The organism is Accumulibacter sp., assembly GCF_016789985.1.
In the GTDB taxonomy this organism is placed as follows: Bacteria; Pseudomonadota; Gammaproteobacteria; order Burkholderiales; family Rhodocyclaceae; genus Accumulibacter.
The window spans coordinates 1-14,123 of sequence record NZ_JAEUOL010000075.1 but is presented as its reverse complement, the minus strand read 5'-3'; the positions used below and the strand labels follow the sequence as shown (position 1 = coordinate 14,123).

15 protein-coding genes are annotated in these 14,123 nt (G+C 64.2%); 7 read left to right on the top strand and 8 right to left on the bottom strand.

Going from position 1 to position 14,123, the window contains the following annotated elements; genetic code table 11:
- The 4 genes from JNK99_RS04475 to JNK99_RS04460 form a co-directional block, all read left to right on the top strand.
- The coding region (locus JNK99_RS04475) for a winged helix-turn-helix domain-containing protein (RefSeq protein ID WP_291849214.1) at positions 1-612 on the top strand (612 nt) is incomplete at its 5' end.
- The gene (locus JNK99_RS04470; RefSeq protein ID WP_291849211.1) at positions 599-2,002 is read left to right on the top strand and encodes an ATP-binding protein; all 1,404 of its coding nucleotides are present in this window, start codon (positions 599-601) and stop codon (positions 2,000-2,002) included. The genes JNK99_RS04475 and JNK99_RS04470, both read left to right, overlap by 14 nt.
- Positions 2,003-2,078: 76 nt before the next feature.
- Positions 2,079-2,237, top strand: coding sequence for a hypothetical protein (locus JNK99_RS04465; RefSeq protein ID WP_291849208.1), 159 nt, complete (start codon positions 2,079-2,081; stop codon positions 2,235-2,237).
- Positions 2,234-2,431: a hypothetical protein gene (locus JNK99_RS04460; protein WP_291849205.1), complete on the top strand. Its 198-nt coding sequence runs from the start codon at positions 2,234-2,236 to the stop codon at positions 2,429-2,431. Before JNK99_RS04465 ends, JNK99_RS04460 begins: the two co-directional genes overlap by 4 nt.
- A gap of 145 nt (positions 2,432-2,576) precedes the next feature.
- Here the strand turns inward: JNK99_RS04460 and JNK99_RS04455 are convergent, their stop codons facing one another.
- The 5 genes from JNK99_RS04455 to JNK99_RS04435 all read right to left on the bottom strand — a co-directional run bounded on the left by JNK99_RS04455 (position 2,577) and on the right by JNK99_RS04435 (position 7,569).
- Entirely contained in the window at positions 2,577-3,893 is a 1,317-nt protein-coding gene (locus JNK99_RS04455; protein WP_291849202.1) for a mechanosensitive ion channel domain-containing protein, read from the bottom strand.
- The gene (locus JNK99_RS04450; RefSeq protein ID WP_291849199.1) at positions 3,890-5,152 is read right to left on the bottom strand and encodes an RsmB/NOP family class I SAM-dependent RNA methyltransferase; all 1,263 of its coding nucleotides are present in this window, start codon (positions 5,150-5,152) and stop codon (positions 3,890-3,892) included. The genes JNK99_RS04455 and JNK99_RS04450 overlap by 4 nt, the downstream gene beginning before the upstream one ends.
- Complete coding sequence (locus tag JNK99_RS04445) at positions 5,149-6,177, bottom strand: DUF3108 domain-containing protein (RefSeq protein WP_291849196.1); 1,029 nt, start codon at positions 6,175-6,177, stop codon at positions 5,149-5,151. Before JNK99_RS04445 ends, JNK99_RS04450 begins: the two co-directional genes overlap by 4 nt.
- Positions 6,162-6,824 (bottom strand): phosphoribosylglycinamide formyltransferase, encoded by a 663-nt coding sequence (gene purN, locus JNK99_RS04440; RefSeq protein WP_291849192.1) that lies wholly within the window; start codon positions 6,822-6,824, stop codon positions 6,162-6,164. The genes JNK99_RS04445 and purN overlap by 16 nt, the downstream gene beginning before the upstream one ends.
- 109 nt (positions 6,825-6,933) lie before the next feature.
- Positions 6,934-7,569, bottom strand: a complete 636-nt coding sequence (locus tag JNK99_RS04435; protein WP_291849189.1) for a DedA family protein — start codon at positions 7,567-7,569, stop codon at positions 6,934-6,936.
- A 67-nt stretch (positions 7,570-7,636) separates the two neighbouring features.
- Between JNK99_RS04435 and mutL the strand changes: the two genes are divergently transcribed.
- Together mutL and miaA are read left to right on the top strand one after the other, a co-directional pair.
- Complete coding sequence (mutL, locus tag JNK99_RS04430) at positions 7,637-9,478, top strand: DNA mismatch repair endonuclease MutL (protein WP_291849186.1); 1,842 nt, start codon at positions 7,637-7,639, stop codon at positions 9,476-9,478.
- Positions 9,475-10,431 (top strand): tRNA (adenosine(37)-N6)-dimethylallyltransferase MiaA, encoded by a 957-nt coding sequence (gene miaA / locus JNK99_RS04425; RefSeq protein WP_291849183.1) that lies wholly within the window; start codon positions 9,475-9,477, stop codon positions 10,429-10,431. The genes mutL and miaA overlap by 4 nt, the downstream gene beginning before the upstream one ends.
- 3 nt (positions 10,432-10,434) lie before the next feature.
- Here the strand turns inward: miaA and fetB are convergent, their stop codons facing one another.
- From fetB to ppk2, 3 genes are all read right to left on the bottom strand, one after another.
- On the bottom strand, positions 10,435-11,238 hold the full coding sequence (gene fetB / locus JNK99_RS04420) for an iron export ABC transporter permease subunit FetB (protein ID WP_291849216.1): 804 nt from the start codon (positions 11,236-11,238) through the stop codon (positions 10,435-10,437).
- 2 nt (positions 11,239-11,240) lie between these two features.
- Positions 11,241-11,843: an ATP-binding cassette domain-containing protein gene (locus tag JNK99_RS04415; RefSeq protein ID WP_291849180.1), complete on the bottom strand. Its 603-nt coding sequence runs from the start codon at positions 11,841-11,843 to the stop codon at positions 11,241-11,243.
- An 83-nt stretch (positions 11,844-11,926) separates the two neighbouring features.
- The gene (gene ppk2, locus JNK99_RS04410) at positions 11,927-13,192 is read right to left on the bottom strand and encodes a polyphosphate kinase 2 (RefSeq protein WP_291849177.1); all 1,266 of its coding nucleotides are present in this window, start codon (positions 13,190-13,192) and stop codon (positions 11,927-11,929) included.
- 560 nt (positions 13,193-13,752) lie between these two features.
- On the opposite strand from ppk2, the gene JNK99_RS04405 reads away from it, so the two are divergent.
- Entirely contained in the window at positions 13,753-14,013 is a 261-nt protein-coding gene (locus JNK99_RS04405; protein WP_291849174.1) for a hypothetical protein, read from the top strand.
- Positions 14,014-14,123 lie beyond the last annotated feature (110 nt).

Genomic DNA, 14,123 nt, shown 5'->3' with positions numbered 1-14,123 from the left:
GACAAGGCCGAGACACGCATGCTGGAGGAACGCCCGGACCTGGTGATTCTTGACGTCATGCTGCCTGGCAAGGACGGATTCGAGGTCTGCCGTGCCGTTCGCACCCAATACGGTGGCGTCATCCTGATGCTCACCGCCCGTGACGAGGACTTCGACCAGATTCTCGGTCTCGAGCTCGGCGCCGACGACTACATCGCCAAACCCGTACAGCCGCGCCTGCTGCTGGCACGCATCAAGGCCCTGCTGCGTCGCGCGCCGGCCGGCAGCGGCCCCGGCGAAACGACCGACAGCAGCCAGTCGGCGGAACTCACCTTCGGCAGGTTTCGCATTAGCCAGGCCACGCGTAGCACCTCTCTCGGCGAGGAAAGAATTGATCTGACCACTGCTGAATTTGACCTCCTCTGGCTGCTCGCCCGTCACGCCGGCAGCATCCTGTCGCGTGACGATCTGCTGCAGGAGTTGCGCGGCATCGGCTTTGACGGACTGGACCGTTCGATCGACGCGCGCATCTCGCGTTTACGCCGGAAACTTGGCGACGATCCGGAAAACCCGACACGTATCAAGACTGTACGCGGCAAGGGCTATCTGTTCAGCAAACATGACTGGCAATAGCAAACTGCTCGCCATCCTCGGCACCTACAAGCCGGCCCCCTGGCGCGGGCGCTATAGCCTCTCCCGGCTGTTTTTCAATTTCTACCTGCTGGTCATGGGTTCATTCGTGGTCATCGCGATCTTTGCCGACTTCGTCATCTCGACGGCGGTGAAGGGCATCACCGACGACTACACCAGCCGCTTCATGCGCGGCACCGTCGTGCTGATCGAAGAGGAACTGTTCCGCAAACCTCGCTCCGAATGGACGAAAACGATCGAGGCGCTGGATCGCAAGTTCGCCTATCGGCTCCAGATCGTCGACCGCTGGACGCTCAAGCTGCCAGCCAAGGAGGCCGAGAAACTCGACGGCGGCGAACTGGCCATCGACGCACAGGGCGACATCATCTACCATCGGCTCAAACAGACGCCGCAGATCCTCGTCGTCGGCCCGCTCTCCCCCGACCGCAATCCGGAGTATCGGCGCGGCATGCCGCTCGAACTGCGCATCAGCCTGCTGACCTGGAGCCTGATCGGCGTCTGCCTGGCGATTGTCGTCTGGCTGTGGGTGCATCCGGTCTGGCGCGATCTCGAAGCGATGCGGCAGACCGCCCGCTCGCTTGGCGAAGGCCTCTTCGAGGCACGCGCCCCGAGCATGCGCAGCAGCGCTTTCGGACCTCTCGCCGAGACGCTGAACGGCATGGCCGAACGTATTCAGCGATTGATTGCAACACAGAAGGAGTTGTCCAGTGCCATCTCGCACGAATTGCGCACACCGATCGCACGTCTGCGTTTCGCCCTCGAGATGCTGGTCGCCACCGACGATGCAGCGGAGCGCGAGCGCTTGTGGCGAGCGATGGAGGCCGACCTGGATGAGCTCGATGGCCTGATCGACTCGAGTCTGACCTATGCCCGCCTTGAACGCGAGCAGCCCGAAATGCACCTTGCTGCAATCGAATTCGCGCCCTGGCTCGAAGAACAGGTGGAGGCGGTACGCCTGCTGGCGCGCCAGCTCGATCTACAGGTCGACAGCTCCCCACTGCCTCCCCTCCTGCGCGTCGAACTCGACCGCAAGAGCCTGCCCTATGCCATCACCAACCTGTTGCGCAACGCGATCAAGTACGCCAGTCGGTGCATTCGTGTCAGCGCAGAAGTGGTTGGCGAGCAGATTCAGGTGCATGTCGACGACGACGGCATAGGCATTCCACCGGACGAGCGCGAGCGGGTTTTCTCGGCGTTTACCCGCCTCGACCGGTCGCGCGACCGCGCAACCGGTGGTTACGGTCTCGGGCTGGCGATCGCGCGGCTGGTGCTCGAGCTGCACGGCGGCACGGCCAGCGCCGCGGCATCGCCACTCGGTGGCGCGCGCTTCACGCTGAGCTGGCCTTTGTCACAGAACGTCACCGAAAGCTGACGCAATCGCTGCAGATCACCGGCTCGCCGACGCCTATCATCGCTCCTCTTGATCGACCAACAAACAAGGAGACGAAATGAGCGAATTCAAACTGGACTGCGAGCAGTTTCTCGCCACGACACGCCAGCATTTTTTCGATAGCGAACTGGCTCCCAGCCTGCCGCAGGAAGCGCCCGAAGACAGCGCCGGCGGCCATTGCGGCAGGGTCGAGCATCGCATCCACAACGGCAAATGAACACCGTGGCGGAAACGCCGCAGCCCTTCCCCCTCTCCGAAGGCATCGGCATTTTTGTCGGCGTCGTTGCCTGGGATGTGCTCAGCGCCGGTGAAGTGCAACTCCTCAAGGCAGCGCTGCTCGCCGCGAGCGGCGCCCTGGCCTGGTACGGCCTGCGCTGTGCGCTGAGACTGATCCGCCGCAAGCGTCACTGAACATCCCTGATCCCGCGGCACCGCAGTCCCGAACCATGATTGTGGTTTTCCCTCCCTGTAGTCCGTCTCGATAACGGACCTTTCATTCCGCGTCCCGCCCGGCGCGGTTTTTTTGCCCATCGGAGGCTCGCCTGGCTATTGCACGTCAGTTCGCCGGCGGAGAAACGCTCGTCGAAGGGCTGCCGACCAGACGCACCTCGCGCTGCGGGAAGGGAATCTCTATACCCTCGGCGGAAAACGAATGCCAGATCGCCAGGCTGATTGCCGAGCGCACCCCGCCGGTTCCCTCCTGCGGGTCGCCGATCCAGAAACCGAGGTCGAGATTGATCCCGCTGTCGGCAAAGGCGGACAACAGCACCTGTGGCGCCGGGTCGCTCAGAACACGCGTTTGCCCCTTGGCTGCCTCGGTCATCAGGCTCATCGCTTTACCGAGGTCGGTACCGTAGGCCACCTGTACCGAGACCACGACGCGAACTCGCGAATCGCTGTACGACTCGTTGCGCACGATGTTCGACACCAGGTATTCGTTCGGAATGATGACCTCAGTACCGGTCAGCGTGCGCAGCACCGTGTAACGCGCCGTGATCTGGGTCACGACGCCGGAGGTGGTCGCATCGATCGCCACCAGATGGCCGATACGAATCGAGCGGTCGAGCAGGATGATGAAACCGCTCACGTAGTTGCTGGCGATCTTCTGCAAACCGAGTCCGAGGCCGACGGCGAGCGCACCGCTGAACACCGACAGCGCGGTGACATCGATACCGACGATCGACAGACTGAGCAGCAGGGCGATGACCGACAGCACCGCCTTGACCAGGCGGCCGAGTACGACCCGGATGTTGGAGTCGATCGTCTCGCTAGCCAACAGGCGCGTCTCGATCTCGTTGGAGAGCCAGAGCGCGACCAGTACCGTGACGCCGACGGTGACCAGACCACTGAGCAGGGTCCACAGGTCGAGCTTCTGTTTGCCGACACTGAAACTCACCTGCTCGAGCAACTCGATCATCGGCTGGGCAAGACCGGTCAGGTGAAGCGCCAGGCCGAGCCAGATGGTGGTGGCGATCAGGCGCTCCGAGGTGGCCAGCCAGCTACCCGGCGAGAAGGCATGGCGCAGCACATAGACCGCCGCCCGCACCAGTGCCATGGAGAGCAGCAGAGGGACCGCCAAGTCTAGCAGACTGACCGGTCCGACGTGCCAGTACCTGAACAGCTTACGCGTCAGCGCGACCAGCAGCAGTGCGAGCAAGGGAAAAGCGACTCGCTTCATGCTTCCCGTGCCAAAAGCGCGCAATGCCCCGTAATCCGCGCTCGAACGAGCGCTTTCCAGGCGCCGCCAGTAGCGCGCGGTGCCCCAGGCGACGAGCAGACTCAGCGCCAGTGCGCCCACCTGCCAAAGGAAGGCCGGATCGCCAAGATCCCGCCACAGTTCCAGCAACAGCGCAAACATTTCTTTCTCGTTCATCGCCGCTCCATTACCGCCGCAAAAAAGGCATCGGTGGCGTGGCGGTGCGGCAACAAGCGCAGCCGCTCGCCGGTTTCCAGCGCAATATTCTGGCCGGCCAGGATTTCCTCTGCCGAGCAGACGGAAAACTCGGGATGCTGGGCCAGAAACTCTCCGACGACCCCCCCGTTCTCGGCCTCGAGCAGGCTGCAGGTCGCATAAACCAACCGCCCGCCCTGCTTCACCAGGCTCGCCGCAGCGGCCAGAATCGCTCCCTGCTTGGCGCACAGCTCGGCAACGCTCGCCGGATTCTGCCGCCATTTCAAGTCAGGATTACGGCGCAGGGTGCCGAGCCCTGAACACGGCGCGTCGACCAGCACCCGGTCGAGCTTGCCGGCCAGCCGCCGGACCTTGGTGTCGCGTTCGGAATCGATACGCACCGGATGCACGTTGGACAGACCGGAACGTGCCAGACGCGGTTTCAGCCGGGCAAGTCTGCGATCAGACACGTCGAAGGCATAGAGCCGGCCCTGCGAGTGCATCAAGGCGCCAAGCAGCAAGGTCTTGCCCCCGGCACCAGCGCAGAAGTCGGCGACCATTTCACCCCGCCTCGGCTGCAGCAGGAAGCCGAGCAACTGGCTGCCTTCATCCTGTACCTCGATGCTGCCATCGACGAACAGCGGATGCCTGGCCAGTGCTGGTTTGCCCGCCAGACGAATGCCGAGCGGCGAAAACGGGCAGGCCTCGGCGGCCAGGCCGTCACTCTGCAAGCGCGCGAGCACTTCCCGCCGCCCGGCCTTCAGCGAATTGACGCGCAGATCAAGGGGTGCCGGCTGATTGAGGGCGGCGGCCAGCTTCTCCACGTCGTCGACCGGTAACTGGGCGAGCAGCTCGTCGTGCAGCCAGTCGGGCAGGTCGAGACGGACGGCGGATGGCAAGTCCTCCATCTTCACTGCCTTGGCATGTGCCAACCACTTGTTCTCGGCTTCGCCCAGCATGCCGTCGAGTTGGCGCAGGTTGAGGCCCTGCACACAGGTCAGCGCGGCGAGCAACAGGCGGCGCGAACTCAGATCGCCGGCGCAACGCGCGGACAACGAGCGTTTGCGACGCAGCACGGCAAAGACCGTCTCGGCAACGAATCCACGGTCCGCATGGCCCAGTTCGCGATGTTGTCGAAAATAGTGGGAGACTACCAGGTCGGCCGGAAACGCCGATCGCAGCAGTTCCGAGAGCAGCACCTCGGCATGGTGTAAGAGCACTGGGGTAAGGCGCACCGTCATGGTTCCTGGCTCAGTTCGATGGCGGTCGCAAGCTGGATGTAAAGCCCTCCCTTGCGGTCGAGGTACTTCAGCTTGACCGGAAGCATCGCCCGCTCATGCGCAAGCCACAATTCGGTCGACGCCACGCCGGGCACGCGCAGGTGAAGGCAACGAAAACTTCCGGCCGGCGTATCGACTTCTTCTTCTCCGACCACTTCGAGCCGGAAATGCACGTACTTCCGGCCGGTGACCACCGACAGCTCCTGCCCGCTCTTCAGGTCCGCGATCAAACCCACCTGGTAATAGAGCGACAGCAGGTCCTGCGCGCCAGGGCTCAGCACCTGTACCGGCTGATCAGCCATGTGCAACTGCATCTGCGGCCAGTCGAAATCGGCCTGCTCACCCCCTCCACGCCCTGGATGGCGCGTCACGAAGCGCTCGGGCAGCAGACCAGCCTCGGTCAGGCGTCCGCGGCTCTCCACCTCGACCCGCAACGGTCGGAACAGGCCGATCAGACCGCTGGTCTCGGTCACCGCGGTGATCCGGTACGCGCCGTCGACCGCCTCCCATTCGTGGATCGCACGCCCGATCTGGAAACCCTGGTCGCCACGATCGACCCGGTAGCGGATCACTCCCCGTGCTGGCAGCGATGCCTGAACGGCGGCCGAGGTCGGCACTGCTGGCGGTCCGGCAGGCGGCGCTAACGTTGCGGCCTCATCCACCGCCGCTACATTTCCGGACGCCGCGTCGGAACTTGACCCGGCATCCCCGGGGGGCAGCACCAGCGACGCGTCAGGCACCGTCGGAACCACCGGATGTGCTGGTCGTGCTGCCGGTTTGGGCCGCGCCTTCCTAACCACGGCCACCGCCCGGGTGGCAGGTTGCACTGGTGTTTCGGCCGGAGGCACGGTGGTCGCGGTCGGTCGCAGTTCTGCCTGCAGGGGCGGCGGCTCACCGGCTGGCGACAGGTCCACCTCCGGAACGAGCAGTGCCACGGCGTGCAGGCCAAGCGAAGCGGCAAAGGCAAGAATCAACAGGGCGGGCATCGGGCGATTTGCGGTGCGATCAGCGCACTGGCGCCATCCTGCGGCACATCCAGAACGATCCGCCCGGCACAGAGGTGCAGACGGCCCTCGGCAAACCAGCGAACCGCCTGGGGATAGACCACATGCTCCTGCGCCAGAACGCGCGCCGCAAGGGTATCCTCGTCATCCGAGTCGAGTACCGGGACGGCGGCCTGGATGATGACCGGTCCGTGATCCAGGTCGGCGGTGACGAAATGCACCGTGCAACCATGAATCCGCACCCCTTCGAGCAAGGCACGACGATGCGTATGCAGACCGGGAAATGCCGGCAGCAGCGACGGGTGGATATTGATCAACCTTCCCTCGTAGCGACGCACGAAGCCTTCGCCCAGAATTCGCATGAACCCGGCGAGCACGATCAGGTCGGGCATGAAGCCGTCGATCACCCCGGCCAGCGCCGTATCGAATTGCCCGCGTTCGGCAAACTGGCGGTGATCAAGCACGTCGGTCGGCACGCCGCGTGCAGCGGCGATCGCCAGACCCTGCGCGGCGGGGCGGTTGCTGATGACCGCCACGACCCGCGCCGGAAACCCATCCCGGTCGGTCGCGGCGAACAGCGAAGCCAGGTTGCTGCCGCGCCCCGAAATCAGAACGACTACCCGCATCATGCTACCTCCCTTCCTGAGCCGGAGCACAGCGGTGCACTGCCCCCGCTCATACCAGAAACTCGCCGCCCGACAAGGCGTGACCGCTGACCATGGCATCGCCTCGCATGCCTCAAGCCTTGCGCTGCTGCAGCCAGCCGACGACCACCGGTAGCAGTGACAGTGCGATGATCGCCAGGATCACCAGCGTCAGATTCTGCTGAATCCACGGCAGATTGCCGAACCAGTAACCGGCCAGCGTGAGGGAAGTGACCCAGCCGATCCCGCCGACCAGGTTGAAGAAAGTGAAGCGGGCATAGGTCATCGCACCGATGCCGGCGACAAACGGGGCAAAAGTCCGCAAGAGCGGCAGAAAACGCGAAATGACCAGAGTCTTGCCACCATGCTTTTCGTAGAAGGCGTGCGTCTTTTCCAGCGCCACCTTGTTGAAGAAGCGCGATTGCTCCCAGTGGAACACCTTGGGTCCGAGAAAACGTCCGATCTGATAGTTGAGCATGTTGCCGAGCACCGCCGCGCCGCCCAACACGGCGAGCAGGACGATGATGTCCATGCCCCCCAGTGCGGCGAGCGCCCCGGCGACAAAGAGCAGCGAGTCGCCGGGGAGAAAGGGCGTCACCACGAAACCGGTCTCACTGAAGATGATCACGAACAGAATGGCGTAGATCCACTGCCCGTATTGCTGCACCAGCATCGCCAGATGCTTGTCGAGGTGCAGGATGATGTCGATCAAGCTGGATAGATATTCCATCGTCGGGAGGGGGAAGGCCGGGGGCAACGCGCGATTCTACCGGAAGCCGGGCAGTTATAATCCGCCAATGTCTGCAAGCCCGCGCATCCACCTGCTCCCCGACCTCCTGATCAGCCAGATCGCCGCCGGCGAGGTGGTCGATCGCCCAGCCTCGGTGCTCAAGGAACTACTGGAGAATGCCCTTGATGCGGGTAGCACAGCGATCCAGATTCAGCTCGAAGAAGGCGGCGTCAAGCTGATCCGGGTCAGCGACGACGGTTGCGGCATCGCCTCCGACCAACTGGCTCTGGCGCTGATCCGGCACGCGACTTCGAAGATCGGCTCACTCGACGACCTCGAAAGAGTTGGCACGCTCGGTTTTCGCGGCGAAGCTCTCGCGTCGGTGGCTGCCGTCGCCCACGTCACGCTGACCAGTCGGCAAGCGGCGGGCAATGCAGCGGATGTGGCAGCACAGCATGCCTGGCGGATCAACGGCGAGACCGGCGCGACACCGACACCGGCTGCCCTGTCTGTCGGCACGGTTGTCGAAATGCGCGATCTCTATTACAACACGCCGGCTCGCCGAAAGTTCCTCAAATCCGACAGTACCGAGTTCGCGCATTGCGCCGAAGTGGTCAAGCGCATCGCACTAGCGCATCCCGAGGTCGTCTTCACCTTGTCGCACAACGGCCGCTCCAGCCTACACCTGGCGAGGAGCGATGCGCGCCGACGCGCCGGCGCGATCCTCGGTGACGACTTCCTTGCCGAGTCACGCAGCCTCGACACGCAGGCAGGACCGCTTCGTTTGACCGGATACTGCGCCCTCCCCGCTTACTCGCGAGCGCGCGGCGATGCCCAGTACTGCTACGTAAACGGCCGTTTCGTGCGTGACAAGCTGCTCGGTCATGCCCTGCGCGAGGCCTACCAGGACCTCCTGCACGGCAGCCGCTACCCGGCATACTGCCTGTTTGTCGAGCTCGACCCGGCCAGCGTCGACGTCAATGTCCATCCGCAGAAGACCGAGGTGCGTGTCCGTGATGCGCACGCAGTGCACCAGTTCGTCTTCCATGCTGTGCAACGCCTGCTCTCCAGCCCGCTGGCGACCCAGGCCACAGCGGCCAGCGACGATCCGACGGGCGCACCGGACCGCCCTGCCCGGCTCGCCGGCAACAGCAGCAACGCCTCCATGCTGGCCTTCGCCGACCGACAACCATATCAGAACTCACTGCGCGTCGGCGAACCGGCCAGCACAGATACTTATCTCGCCTTCGTGCAGGCCGCACAGACCGCCGACCCGCTAGCGTTCCCCGCCACCGACCCGGCGCCTGCGCTGGTGGCCGACGACACCCCGCCACTCGGCTACGCCCTGGCTCAACTGCATGGCGTCTATATTCTGGCCCAGAACACGCAGGGGCTGGTGGTCGTCGATATGCACGCGGCGCATGAGCGCATCCTTTACGAGAAGCTCAAGAGGGCACTCGGCGAACGGCAGTTGGCAACCCAGGTGCTGCTGATTCCGGCGGTGTTCAGCACCGACGCGATCGACGTGGCAACCGCTGAAGAGCATGCCGAGACGCTGCAACAGCTCGGCTTCGACCTGGTCGCCATGGGTCCGCGACAACTGGCGGTACGCAGCGTTCCCGCCCTGCTGCAGGCCGCCGACCCGGCGGCACTGGCGCGCTCCCTGCTGCGCGAACTGCGTGAGCATGGCGTGACGCAGTTGATGACCGCACAGCGCAACGAGTTGCTTGGCAGCATGGCCTGTCAGTGCGCCGTGCGCGCCCGCCGTCTGCTGGCGGTAAGCGAGATGAACGCCCTGCTCCGCCAGATGGAGGAAACCGACCGCTCCGGCCACTGCAACCACGGCCGTCCGACCTGGACCCAGTTGAGCATGACCGAGCTCGATCGGCACTTCATGCGCGGGCGATGAGCGCGGTCGAAGCAGGCACCGCACCGCTGCCACCGGCAATTCTGCTGATGGGACCCACCGCCAGCGGCAAAACGATGGCGGCACTCGAACTGGCACGCCGCTTTCCGGTCGACTTGATCAGCGTCGATTCGGCACAGGTCTTTCGTGAGATGGACATCGGCACGGCCAAACCCGACGCGGCAACCCTGGCCCAGTTTCCGCATCGGCTGATCGACTTGATCAGCCCCGAGGCGGCCTACTCGGCCGCCCGTTTCCGCGCCGATGCGCTGGCCGCAATGGCCGAAGTGGCGGCGCGCGGCCGGGTGCCGCTGCTGGTCGGCGGCACCATGCTCTATTTCAAGGCCTTGCTCGAAGGTCTGGCGGATCTCCCGGCAGCCGACCCGGCAACGCGTACGGCCATTGACCGCGAGGCCGCAGCGCGCGGTTGGCCGGCGCTGCACGGCGAGCTGGCTGCCGTCGACCCGATCACCGCGGCGCGACTGCCAGCCACCGATAGCCAACGCATTCAGCGCGCCCTTGAAGTCCATCGTCTGACCGGTCGGCCGCTGTCTCTGCTGCTCACCGCCGGTCGGCAAACGCCACCCCCCTACCGCTTCCTGGCGCTCGGTCTGCTGCCCAGCCAGCGCGGTGTTCTGCATCAGCGCATTGCCGAGCGTTTTGACCATATGCTGGCGGCCGGGCTGGAAGGCGAGGTCGAATCGCTGCGCGGCAAGTATCGGCTGCACGCCGATCTGCCCGCAATGCGCTGCGTCGGTTACCGGCAGGTGTGGGCAGTCCAGGACGGTCGCGCGCCGCGTCGCGAACTGCGCGATCGCGGCATTTACGCCACCCGCCAGCTGGCCAAGCGACAGATTACCTGGATCACCAACAGCCTGCACCCGCAGATCATTGATTGCCTGGCGCCGGCCCTGGCCAACGAGGTGAAGGAGCTGGTCGACCGACACCTCGGCTGACCATCAACTCGCTGGCGGACTCAGACGATCGAGTCGCAGGCGCTGGCGTTCGTCGAACAGCCGCCGGGCGGCAAGGCTGACGGCAACCATGGTGCCAAACCCGGTGCCACCGGCAATCAGGAACATCACCAGGATCTGGTACTTGACTGCCTCGACCGGCGGCGTGCCGGCCAGAATCTGCCCGGTCATCATGCCGGGCAGGCTGACGATGCCGGCAGCGGACATCGCGTTGATGATCGGGATCATGCCGACGCGCATCGCCTCGCGCCGACTGTCGGAAATCGCCCTTCGCCAATCGTGGCCCAGCGCCAGCCTGCTCTCGATGATCTGGCGCTTGTGCGCCGCGTCCTGGGTCAGCCGGTCGAGACCGAGGGAAATGCCGTTCATCGTATTGCCGAGGATCATGCCGAGCAGCGGTATGGCATATTGTGGCGCGTACCATGGCTCGCTGCCGATCACCAGCAACAGGGCAAGCATGCTGACTGCGAATGACGAAACGAACATCGACAGCGTGCCGACGCCAAAACCCCACCAGCCCACGAAACGGCGTTTCTGGCGGACCATCACCTCGCGCCCGGCGACCACCAGCATCACCGACGCCAGCAGGCCAACCCAGACCGGATGCCCATTCGCGAACAGGACCTTGAGCACCACACCGATGAGCAACAGTTGTGCGGTGCTGCGCGCGGCGGAGACCAGCAGTGCCCCTTCGCTGCCGATCCTCAGGTGGAACGACAGCCCGGCCAGCGCAACGATCAGCAGCGCTGCGAGCGCCAGGTCCCAGGGTGAGAGGACGATCACCTTCATCATCATCCCAGGTTCTCCAGCAACCGTCCATGGTCCAGGGTGAAACTGCGCTGAGCGACACGTTTGACCTGCGCCGCGTCGTGGCTGACCCAGAGCAGCGCCGCCTGTCGCTGCAGCCGATACTCGGCGAGCACGGCTTCAACCCGCCGTGTGCTCTCCTGGTCGAGATTGCCGGTCGGCTCGTCGAGCAGGAGAACGGCCGGCGCCTGCATCAGGGTGCGCAGCAAGGCCAGCCGCTGCCGCTCGCCAGTGGAACAGCGCGACAACTCCCAGCCCATCGCCGCCTCCGGTAATCCCAGCCGTTCGAGCCAGTCGGCATCGACGCCCTGCTCGAAATGCTCGCCGACCTCTGCCGACCACCACTGGCTCTCGGCCACCACCAGGGAAACCGAACGCCGCCATGCCGGTGCCGGCAGGCTCGAACAACTCGCGCCATCGAGGTAGACCTCGCCGCGATGCAGGTCGAGATCGGCAATTGCCCTCAGGAGCAGGGTCTTGCCGCTGCCGGACGCACCCTGAATACAGAGGCACTCGGCAGCTCCGATCGAGAGGTCGATCGGACCGACGTGGCGGGTGGCAAGCTGATCGATACGCAGGCTGGCCAAACTTGATCGCACCTCGCAGCGGAACGGCAGTCGCAAAAAGGGGCGCTACCGGCACCCCTGCAGCCCGGAGATCCTTCTTGGGGTCAGAGGATGGGCATGTGGTCCACCTGCGGGTGGGCCGAACCACTGGGCTCATAGACCACGTGCGGACGACCGACGAGCAGCGGATCGATCGGACCGATCGCCTCGATGTCCTTGCCGTTGTAATTGAGCTTGTGCAGCACGTAACGCATGGCGTTCAGGCGCGCACGCTTCTTGCAGTCCGATTTGATGACCGTCCATGGGGTTTCGGCGGTATCGGTATGGAAGAACATTGCTTCCTTGGCCTTGGTGTAGTCGTCCCACTTGTCGAGCGAAGCCAGGTCGATCGGCGACAGCTTCCACTGTTTGAGCGGGTGTACCTCGCGTTCCTTGAAGCGGCGACGCTGCTCCTTGCGACTGACCGAGAACCAGAACTTGATCAGGTGGATGCCGCTGCGCACCAGTGTCCGTTCGACTTCGGGTGTCTGGCGCATGAATTCCTGGTATTCCTCATCGCTGCAGAAACCCATCACGCGCTCGACGCCGGCGCGGTTGTACCACGAGCGGTCGCAGAAAACGATCTCGCCGGCCGTCGGCAGGTGGCGTACGTAGCGCTGGAAGTACCACTGGCCGCGCTCCTCCTGTGTCGGCTTCTCGAGCGCGACGACGCGTCCGCCACGCGGGTTGAGGTGCTCGGTGAAGCGCTTGATCGCACCGCCCTTGCCCGCCGCATCGCGTCCCTCGAAGATGACCACCACGCGCTGTCCAGTTTCCTTCGCCCAGTTCTGCATCTTGAGCAGTTCGACCTGCAGGCGGTACTTCTGCTTCTCGTAGGCCCGCCGCGACATTAGATTGCGATAGGGATAGGAATTGTTGTCCCGCCAGCCGCTGGCCAGTTCGTCGTCCGGACTGGTCGTCGGCCTGGCCACCGGCGCCGGCTCCTTGCCGAGCAGAGCCTTGCGCAGGGCCAGCGCATCGTCGGGTGACGAGCCGGTCATGATGGCTTCCAGGGTCTTGGCCAGTGAAGCCGTGTCGCCAACGGCGGCATGTGCGATGATGTCATCGAGGGCGACCTTCTTGTGCTCGAGCGCCGAACTGGTGGCCTCCGCCACGTCAAATGCCTCCATGGCGCTGGGTGTGCGCGCCGGCGCCACATCGCCAGCCTCGACCTTGCGCGGCTGCACCGCACGCGTCGCCGCACCAGCACGTGCCCGGGGTACACGGCCCGCCGGATTGTTCACGGGGATCTCGGTGCTCGCGGCCGGCGCTGTTCCTCCGCCTGCATGGCTTTCGTTGCCGGCTGCGGATGGCGGCGTTCTCTTTTCCATCTATCTCTCTCCAGTGGGATGTGTTCTGTCGTAGAAAAAGGCGTCGTATCTCTGATCGACGACACTCGTGATGATAGCGCCGATATGTCAGACAGTTCAATTGTTGGAACACCATCGACCATCCTTTTCTGGGATTTTTCCTGCTCCTCGCTGCTGACCGGCAAAAGTGCCATGCGTATTTCGCGGCATCGTGACCGGTGACTTCGGCAAAGCGTGACCGCCGTTTCACGAAGGCGTGACCGGGATTTCGCGCTGAACGTGACCGATGAGGAAGAGGTTGCATGAATAGTCAAAGGTAGCCTCGGCGCTTTTTGAAACCGGTTGGGGAGGCCACAGGAAAAACTATCCCTGCGCAAGATCAGAGAGGTACTGCGATACCGGCATAGCGCCGGCCTGAGTCTTGATGCCATCGACCGGACGCTCAAGATTTCCCAGGGCGTGGTCACCAAGCATCTGCAACTGTCCACTTTCGTCGGGGTGACTGGCCCATTCCGGAAAACCTCGATGATGCCTGCCTGGAGAAGCGGCGCTACCGGCAAAGCGCCGCCCGCGAGCCGACCTTGGCCGAACCCGACCACGCGCAGGGGCATCAGGAATTGAAGAAGAAAGGTGTCACCCTGACGCTGCTCCGGGAAGAGTATCACCAGGCTGTCGGCGAGCGCGGCTACCAATACACGGCCTTCTGCACCCGCTACCGGGATTGGGCCGGCAAGCTCAAACGCTCGCTGCGCCAGATCCACCGGGCCGGCGAAAAACTGTTTGCCGACCATGTCGGTCCGACCGTGCCGATTGAATCGCCCCGGGATTTGAGGAGGCTCTAACCTTTGAGAAGAGGGAGCCATGAAGAAGTCAAACAAGTTTTCCCCCGAAGTCCGCGCGCGTGCTGTTCGCATGGTGCAAGAGCCTCGTGGTGAGTACCCATCGTTGTGGG

Excerpts from the sequence above, each read along its gene's own strand:
- JNK99_RS04435 (WP_291849189.1), bottom strand. The coding sequence starts at position 7,569 with ATGGAATATCTATCCAGCTTGATCGACATCATCCTGCACCTCGACAAG.
- JNK99_RS04465 (WP_291849208.1), top strand. The coding sequence starts at position 2,079 with ATGAGCGAATTCAAACTGGACTGCGAGCAGTTTCTCGCCACGACACGC.
- JNK99_RS04445 (WP_291849196.1), bottom strand. The coding sequence starts at position 6,177 with ATGCCCGCCCTGTTGATTCTTGCCTTTGCCGCTTCGCTTGGCCTGCAC.
- ppk2 (WP_291849177.1), bottom strand. The coding sequence starts at position 13,192 with ATGGAAAAGAGAACGCCGCCATCCGCAGCCGGCAACGAAAGCCATGCA.
- fetB (WP_291849216.1), bottom strand. The coding sequence starts at position 11,238 with ATGAAGGTGATCGTCCTCTCACCCTGGGACCTGGCGCTCGCAGCGCTG.
- JNK99_RS04470 (WP_291849211.1), top strand. The coding sequence starts at position 599 with ATGACTGGCAATAGCAAACTGCTCGCCATCCTCGGCACCTACAAGCCG.
- mutL (WP_291849186.1), top strand. The coding sequence starts at position 7,637 with ATGTCTGCAAGCCCGCGCATCCACCTGCTCCCCGACCTCCTGATCAGC.
- miaA (WP_291849183.1), top strand. The coding sequence starts at position 9,475 with ATGAGCGCGGTCGAAGCAGGCACCGCACCGCTGCCACCGGCAATTCTG.
- purN (WP_291849192.1), bottom strand. The coding sequence starts at position 6,824 with ATGATGCGGGTAGTCGTTCTGATTTCGGGGCGCGGCAGCAACCTGGCT.
- JNK99_RS04460 (WP_291849205.1), top strand. The coding sequence starts at position 2,234 with ATGAACACCGTGGCGGAAACGCCGCAGCCCTTCCCCCTCTCCGAAGGC.
- JNK99_RS04450 (WP_291849199.1), bottom strand. The coding sequence starts at position 5,152 with ATGACGGTGCGCCTTACCCCAGTGCTCTTACACCATGCCGAGGTGCTG.
- JNK99_RS04455 (WP_291849202.1), bottom strand. The coding sequence starts at position 3,893 with ATGAACGAGAAAGAAATGTTTGCGCTGTTGCTGGAACTGTGGCGGGAT.